Here is a 6,411-nt window from a genome sequence, read left to right as displayed (position 1 = left end):
GGCGACGGCTGGCTGCTGCCGCTGGACGTGGAGCGCTGGTGCGCGGCCGCCGACGCCGTGGACCGGGCGGTGCTTGACCGCTGCGAAGGGGCCGTGCTCGACGTGGGCTGCGGCCCCGGCCGGCTGGTGGCGGAACTCGCCGGGCGCGGCCGCAGCGCCCTGGGTGTCGACGTGAGCGAGGCAGCAGTGGCCCGTACCCACACGCTCGGCGGACAGGCCCTGCACCGCTCGGTGTTCGACCCCCTGCCCGGCGAGGGCAGCTGGGGCACGGTGCTGCTCATGGACGGCAATGTGGGCATCGGCGGCGATGTGGCCGCCTTGCTGCACCGGATGCGTGAACTTCTCCGTCCCGATGGCCTGTTGATCGTCGAGACGGTGCCCGGAGACGTGGACGAGCGGGCCCGGGTACGCGTGGTGGACGTGACGCACGGCGGGGGAGCGGTGGGTGAGCCGTTCCCCTGGGCCCGCATCGGCACCCCCGCGCTGCTGGAACTCGCGCGGCGCGGGGGCTGGCCGGAGACTGCTCAGTGGACGGACGGCGAGCGCTGCTTCGTGGCCCTGCGCAGCCGCAGGACGAGCAGCAGGGCGGAGCCGCCGAAGAGCACGGTCGTGATGAGCAGCCAGCGGAGCAGGAACACGTCCGGGTCGAGCCCGGTGGCCGACCGGTAGCGGTCGGCCGACAGGCCGAGGATCAGCGGGCACCACACCAGCAGTGTCAGTCCGGACAGCACGGCGGGCACGCGTACGTACAGCGTCCACCGCGCGGCGGTCCCGGCCCGCAGCGCGCGGTCGAGCGCGGAGTAGAGCGGCAGCAGCACCAGGTCGTGCAGCAGCGCCGCCCCCACGAACCAGAGGACCACCCCGAGCCAGTCGCCGGAGAGCAGCCGTACGCCCGCATAGGCAGCGAGCGCGAACGAGCAGACCAGCAGGAGCAGTTGCAGCGGACTGCCGAGCGGGACACGGAAGGTCGGCAGGCGCATCACAGGTCTCCGAAGGTCAGCCGGCCCACCCACTTGGTGTTGTGGACGCCGGGAGCGGCGGGCACGATGATCCGCGCCGGATAGCCGTGGTCGGGGGAGAGCTCCTCGCCGTTGACGTACAGGGCGAGCAGGGAACGCGGGTCGGACACCTGGTTGGCGCGCAACGCCGCCCGCCGGAAGGCCCCGTGCCGCTGGAGGGACTCCACGAGCACGTCGGGGGGATCGCCCTCGTACCCGGCGAGCGCGGCGAGGTCGCGCAGCCGCACCCCGCGCCACCACTGGTCCGCCGTGGACCACCCCTCGACGCAGGCGATCGGCAGCGACGAGCTGTGCTGCGGCATACGGAGCAGCTCGGCCCGGCTGAGCCGGACCGTGCCGGCCGGGCCGGTGAGGACCAGGCGCCAGGCGTCCGGATGCGTGTCGGCGCCGGTGATCCCGGCGTAGCGGGCCGTCTTGTTGATCTGGAAACCGTTCGGGCCGCCACCGGGATCGGACCCGCCGTGCGGAGCGAGCAGCGCGGTGCGGCGCAGCGGGCCACCGAGGCTCTGCCCCACCGTCGTCACGAACAACAGCAGCGAACCACCGCCGACCAGCCACAGTGCGCCCCGCCGGGACAGCGTGGGCGGGGCGGGCTCCGGGGCGGCCAGTTCGGCCTCGTCGCCGGGCTGCCCACGCCGCCACGCCCGTACGGTCCGTACCGCCAGCGGTGCCCGCAGCGCCGCGTGGACGACGAACGCGGCGATGAACACCCAGGCGCCGTAGAAGTGCAGGGGATAGAAGGAGCCGGGGAACACGTACTCCAGCTGGATGTTGAGCAGGCCCGTGACGAACTGGAACAGCGCGCCACCGACCAGGAGCAGCAGCGACACCCGCTCCAGCGCGTGCGCCACCGAACGGGCCGGCGGCAGGGTGAACAGCTTCGGCACCACGGACCACAGCTTGGCCAGCAGTACCGGGACCAGCACCACGCCCAGCGTCACGTGAACGCCCTGGCTCAGCCGGTACAGCCAGGACGGCCCGGCCGGCCAGTCGAAGAGATAGAAGCCGAGCACCCCCTTGTCCGGGGTCGTGTCGTTCACCGGCGAGAGGTCCGGGCTGTAGGCGGCGTACGACACCAGGCCGGTCACGAACAGCACGCTGATGCCGCCGAGCAGCACCAGCCCGAGCACCGCCGTGAACCAGGTGCCGCGCAGGGGGCTGCGCCAGAAGTGGGAAGAGGTGGGAAGCCGGGGATCGTCGCGCATGCCCCGACCGTAGGCCCGGCAGCACCCCGGAACGGGTACGCGACCCATGACGAAACGCTGACGTCCGGCCCGGAAGGCGGACCGGAGCCGCCCCTACGGCCTAGCGTGCCGATGTGATCCACCGCGAGCCCCACACCCCACGCCGCGACCTGTACGCCGCAGCGGCAGCCGTCCTGCTGGTGACCGCCGCCGTCCTGGTCGGCCGTCACATCCAGGACGCCCACCACACCCTGTTCGTGCACTGGCCCCCGCTCTTCGCCGACTGGGACCCGCACCTCGGCCCCGGCACCCCGGCCGCGCTGATCCTCGCGGCCGCCGGTGTGGCGTACGGTCCCGCGCTCGCCGCCCGGCTCCCCTGGCGGACCCTGCCCTGGGTGGCCTGGGCCGCGTCCGCCGCCTGGATCGTCTCCCTCGCCCTGGTCGACGGCTGGCACGACGGCATCGCCACCCGGCTCACCACCGCGAACGAATACCTCCAGGTCATCGGCCGCTTCCACGACATCCCGGCCACCCTGCGCGGCTTCGACGGTCATATCCTCGCGGGCGTCCCCGGCAACTGGCCCGCCCATGTCGCCGGCCATCCGCCCGCCGCCACGCTCACCTTCGTCCTGCTGGACCGGATCGGGCTGGGCGGGGGCGGCTGGGCCGGGATGTGGTGCGTGGTGCTGGGCGCGTCCGCCTCCGCCGCGGTGCTGGCCGCCGTACGCGCGCTGGCGGACGAGCGCCTCGCCCGGCGGGCGGCACCCTTCCTGGTACTCGCCCCGGCCGCGGTCTGGATGGGCTCCTCGGCCGACGCCTACTTCGCCGCGGTGGCCGCCTGGGCACTGGCCTGCCTCGCACTCGCCCTCACCCGGCGGTCACTGCCGTGGGCGGGCGCCTCCGGTCTGCTGGCCGGTCTGACCTGCTATCTCTCCTACGGTCTCACCCTGATCGCCCTGATCGGCCTCGCGGTACTCGTCCTCGCCCGCGGGGACCTGCGGGCCCGCCCCTTGCTGGTGCTGCCCTTCCTCGCCGGGCTGGCCGTCACCCCCGTGGTGTTCGGCCTGCTCGGCTTCAACTGGTGGACGGCGTACCACCTGCTGGTGACCCGCTACTACCAGGGCGTCGGCGGCACGCGCCCCTACAGCTACTGGATCTGGGCCAACCTCGCCTGCGCCGCGATCATCACCGGCCCGGCGACGGCAGCGGCCCTCCCGCGCACCGTGGGCTCCCTCGTCCACCGCGGCGACCGCCCCGCCACCCGCCTCGCCCTGATCGTCTGCGCGGCCCTGGCCGCCCTGCTGATCGCGGACCTGTCCGGCATGAGCAAGGCGGAGACGGAACGCATCTGGCTCCCCTTCGCTGTGTGGCTGCTGGCCGCGTGCGCCCTGCTGCCCCGCCCCCGAGCGTGGCTCGCCGCCCAGGTGACCCTGGCCCTGCTGCTCAACCACCTTCTGCTGACGGGGTGGTGAGACGCCCGGTGCTCATGGCCGGCGGGAGAGATCGAGTCGGTACCAACTCCCCGACCTGCCCCCGAGGTCGGCCGGACCGGCGGGGCCGCTGCGGACGAACCCCGCCTTGAGCAGCACGCGTTGAGAGGCGATGTTCTCGTGGGCGGTGGCCGCGCGGAGGGTGTGCAGGGCGTGCCTGTCCGCCGCCAGTGCGCACAACTCCCGTACGGCCGCAGTCGCCACGCCCCGCCCGCTGGCGTGCTCCGCCACCCGGTAGCCGACCTCGGCGGTGCCGTCGGTGAGGTCGTAGAGGTTGAAGCGGCCCAGGACCGTGCCGGTCCCGGTGACGAGCAGGTAGAAGGCGCAGACGCCGGCGGCCTGTTCGGCGAGGAGGGCGGTGTAGCGGTCGGTGAAGCGGGCGAAGTACTCGTCGCCCCGGTCGGACACGGCGGCGGCGAAGTAGTCCCGGTTCGCCAGCTCGAACGCGAGCACGGCCGGGGCGAGTTCGGCGCTCAGCGGCTTCAGCGAGGGCGCCGCCCCGCCCCGCTCAGCGGCGGACATCCACCGAGGCCAGGAAGTCGCCGATCAGCGCGGTGAGCGCGGCGGGCTGTTCGAGCGTGCTGCTGTGCCCCGCCCCCGGCACCACCTCCAGCCGGGCCCCCTCGATCGCGGCCGCGATGCGCTCCGCGTCGGCGGGGGGAGTGGCCAGGTCGTCGGCGCCGACGGCGACCAGCGTGGGTACCGAGATGCGGCTCAACTCAGCCTGGCAGGGCTCTCGTTCGATGACTCCCAGCACGGCCTGGCGTATCCCGGTGCGCTCGCAGCGCCGCAGGCGGCGTACCCACTCGTCGATCAGCGGCTTGCTCGCCGGGTCGGCCAGGAAGCCGGGGCCGAACATCGCGGCCTTCACCTTCCCCAGCACCGGCCCGACGCCGGTGAAGCGGTAGACGCGCGCCAGCAGCCGGTACTCGGCCGCCTTGTCCGACGGTTCACCGTCCGCGCTCGTGTCCAACAGCGTGAGTGAGCGCAGAAGTTCGCCGTGCCGGGCCGCGATGCGCTGGCCGACGAAGCCGCCCATGGAGAGACCGACCCAGTGCACCGGCCCGAGGCCGAGGTGTCCGATCAGGGCGACGGCGTCGGCGGTCAGGGTGTCCATGCCGTACCCGGACGGCGTCGCGGGGGTGTCGCCCTGGCCGCGCCAGTCCACGGTCACACAGCGGTACTGCTCCCGGAGCACCTCGACCTGCGGATGGAACATCCAGCCGCTGAACAGCAGCCCGTGACCGAAGACGACGGCCGGCGCGTCCGGGCTGCCCGGAGGCGCGCCGGTGTCGGTGTAGGCGATCGCTGCGCCATTGACCTCGGCAGTGGGCACGTGCGGCTCCTTCGCTCCAACAAGCGCTCCGCGAAGCGCCTCCGGTGGGAGCCGAGCATAGGGACGTACCGAGCCAATGGCACAGCGGCGTGCGCGAGTTGGATCTGCTTCATCGCCTTGGCGAACGCGGGCACGACTTGCTGAGGCTGTCATGCCGCCTCCGGTCGCCGCTCGATCAGGTCCCACGCCGTCGCCCCCCCCGGAGTGTTCCGGTGTGGCGCGGACGGTGCGTACCGGAAGCGGTCGTAGCCTGGACAAAGGGGACTTTGTCGTCGGAACGGCCGGAACAGGAGGGGCCCGAGATGGACCGCGAGCACGCTTCCGCCGCCCCGCCCGCGGACGAGCGGCGGCGGCTGCCGCGTACCGATGTGCTGCTGGCCGACCCCCGGCTGGACGCGGCGGCGGCGCGGCTGGGGCGACGGCTGGTCAAGGACGTGGTCGCCGGCGTGCAGGCCCAGGCGCGGAGCGGCGAGGTGCCCGTCGCCGAGATCGCCGACCGTGCGGTGGCCGCCCTGCCCGCCACCGCCTCCGCGCTGCGCCCCGTCATCAACGCCACCGGTGTCCTGCTCCACACCAACCTGGGCCGCGCCGCCCTCTCCGAGGCCGCCCGGGACGCCGTACTGGCCGCCTCCGGCACCACGGACGTGGAACTCGACCTCGGCACCGGCGTGCGGGCCCGGCGTGGCCGTTCCGCCCTCGACGCGCTGCTGCGGGCCGTACCGGCCGCCGAGGCCGCGCATGTCGTCAACAACGGCGCGGCCGCGCTCGTGCTGGCCGCCACCGCGCTCGCTCGGGGCCGCGAGATCATCGTCAGCCGGGGCGAGATGGTGGAGATCGGGGACGGTTTCCGCCTGCCCGACCTGCTCGTCTCCACCGGCGCCCGGCTCCGCGAGGTCGGCACCACCAACCGCACCACCCCGGCCGACTACGCCGCCGCCGTCGGCCCGGACACCGGCTTCGTCCTGAAGGTCCACCCCTCCAACTTCCGTCTCACCGGTTTCACCCGGGAGGCTTCCGTCGCCGAGCTCGCCCCGCTCGGCGTGCCCGTGGTCGCGGACATCGGCTCGGGGCTGCTCACCCCGGAACCGGCGCTGCCCGACGAGCCCGACGCCACGAGCCGGCTGCGCGCCGGTGCCGCCCTGGTCACCGCCAGCGGCGACAAGCTGCTCGGCGGTCCCCAGTGCGGACTGCTGCTGGGCAGTGCCGACCTCGTACGGACCCTGGCCCGCCACCCGCTGGCCCGCGCGCTGCGGGTCGACAAACTGACCCTCGCCGCACTGGAGGCGACGGTACGCGGCCCGCTGCCCCCGACCGTGACCGCGCTGCGGGCCGACCCCCGGGCACTCCGGGAGCGCGCGGAAAGGCTCGCCGGGACGCTGCGC

Annotated in this window: 6 protein-coding genes and 1 pseudogene; 3 read left to right on the top strand and 4 right to left on the bottom strand. The window is 73.9% G+C overall.

Annotated features, from left to right (window positions below; genetic code table 11):
* Window positions 1-27: 27 nt before the first annotated feature.
* Window positions 28-387: pseudogene (locus GT030_RS36150) on the top strand (class I SAM-dependent methyltransferase); the annotation flags it as partial.
* Between the two features lie 137 nt (window positions 388-524).
* On the opposite strand, the gene GT030_RS36145 reads toward GT030_RS36150, so the two are convergent.
* Window positions 525-980: a hypothetical protein gene (locus GT030_RS36145; protein ID WP_237522190.1), complete on the bottom strand. Its 456-nt coding sequence runs from the start codon at window positions 978-980 to the stop codon at window positions 525-527.
* Window positions 980-2,224 carry a molybdopterin-dependent oxidoreductase gene (locus tag GT030_RS04305; protein WP_161199920.1) on the bottom strand — a complete coding sequence of 415 codons (1,245 nt, stop codon included), beginning with the start codon at window positions 2,222-2,224 and terminating at the stop codon, window positions 980-982. The genes GT030_RS36145 and GT030_RS04305 overlap by 1 nt, the downstream gene beginning before the upstream one ends.
* 113 nt (window positions 2,225-2,337) lie before the next feature.
* On the opposite strand from GT030_RS04305, the gene GT030_RS04300 reads away from it, so the two are divergent.
* Window positions 2,338-3,675, top strand: coding sequence for a hypothetical protein (locus tag GT030_RS04300; RefSeq protein WP_161199919.1), 1,338 nt, complete (start codon window positions 2,338-2,340; stop codon window positions 3,673-3,675).
* A gap of 12 nt (window positions 3,676-3,687) precedes the next feature.
* On the opposite strand, the gene GT030_RS04295 is transcribed toward GT030_RS04300, so the two are convergent.
* Together GT030_RS04295 and GT030_RS04290 are read right to left on the bottom strand one after the other, a co-directional pair.
* The gene (locus tag GT030_RS04295) at window positions 3,688-4,215 is read right to left on the bottom strand and encodes a GNAT family N-acetyltransferase (protein ID WP_161199918.1); all 528 of its coding nucleotides are present in this window, start codon (window positions 4,213-4,215) and stop codon (window positions 3,688-3,690) included.
* Entirely contained in the window at window positions 4,202-5,029 is an 828-nt protein-coding gene (locus GT030_RS04290) for an alpha/beta hydrolase (protein WP_161199917.1), read from the bottom strand. The genes GT030_RS04295 and GT030_RS04290 overlap by 14 nt, the downstream gene beginning before the upstream one ends.
* Window positions 5,030-5,331: 302 nt before the next feature.
* On the opposite strand from GT030_RS04290, the gene selA reads away from it, so the two are divergent.
* Window positions 5,332-6,411, top strand: a 1,080-nt coding sequence (gene selA / locus GT030_RS04285; RefSeq protein WP_161199916.1) for an L-seryl-tRNA(Sec) selenium transferase, incomplete at its 3' end; no start/stop codon positions are given.

This window comes from Streptomyces sp. SID1328, from assembly GCF_009865595.1.
GTDB classification, from domain to species: Bacteria; Actinomycetota; Actinomycetes; order Streptomycetales; family Streptomycetaceae; genus Streptomyces; species Streptomyces griseoluteus.
The sequence above is the reverse complement of the archived record's forward strand: the minus strand, read 5'-3'. Positions and strand labels throughout refer to the sequence as shown.